The sequence below is a fragment of the Mesorhizobium sp. M1A.T.Ca.IN.004.03.1.1 genome (assembly GCF_003997555.1).
Taxonomy (GTDB): Bacteria; Pseudomonadota; Alphaproteobacteria; order Rhizobiales; family Rhizobiaceae; genus Mesorhizobium.
Window position 1 is genome coordinate 1 of the sequence record NZ_RZTV01000601.1, and the last position, 257, is coordinate 257.

Below are 257 nucleotides of genomic sequence, written 5' to 3' on the forward strand. Positions count from 1 at the left end.
CGCACGCGCAGCTCGCGAGCCACGATGCTCATGATATCGACATTGCCGCCATGCGAATTGACGATCACCATCTTGCGGATGCCGGCTTCGGCAACCTTTCCGCCGATTGCGGTCCAGACTGGAATGAGCAGTTCGGCGCCGAGCGACAAGGTTCCCGGGCCGTAAACGTGTTCATTGGCCTTGCCGATTTCTTGCGTCGGCAGCACCAGACAATTGAGATCGACCGGTTTCTGCTTGCGTAATTCGGCGAGCATGCC

1 protein-coding gene is annotated in these 257 nt (G+C 58.8%); it reads right to left on the reverse strand.

Annotated features, from left to right (window positions below; all coding sequences use genetic code 11):
• Positions 1 to 257: creatininase family protein (locus EOD29_RS33040; RefSeq protein WP_164764012.1), on the reverse strand; the 257-nt coding region annotated here is incomplete at both ends.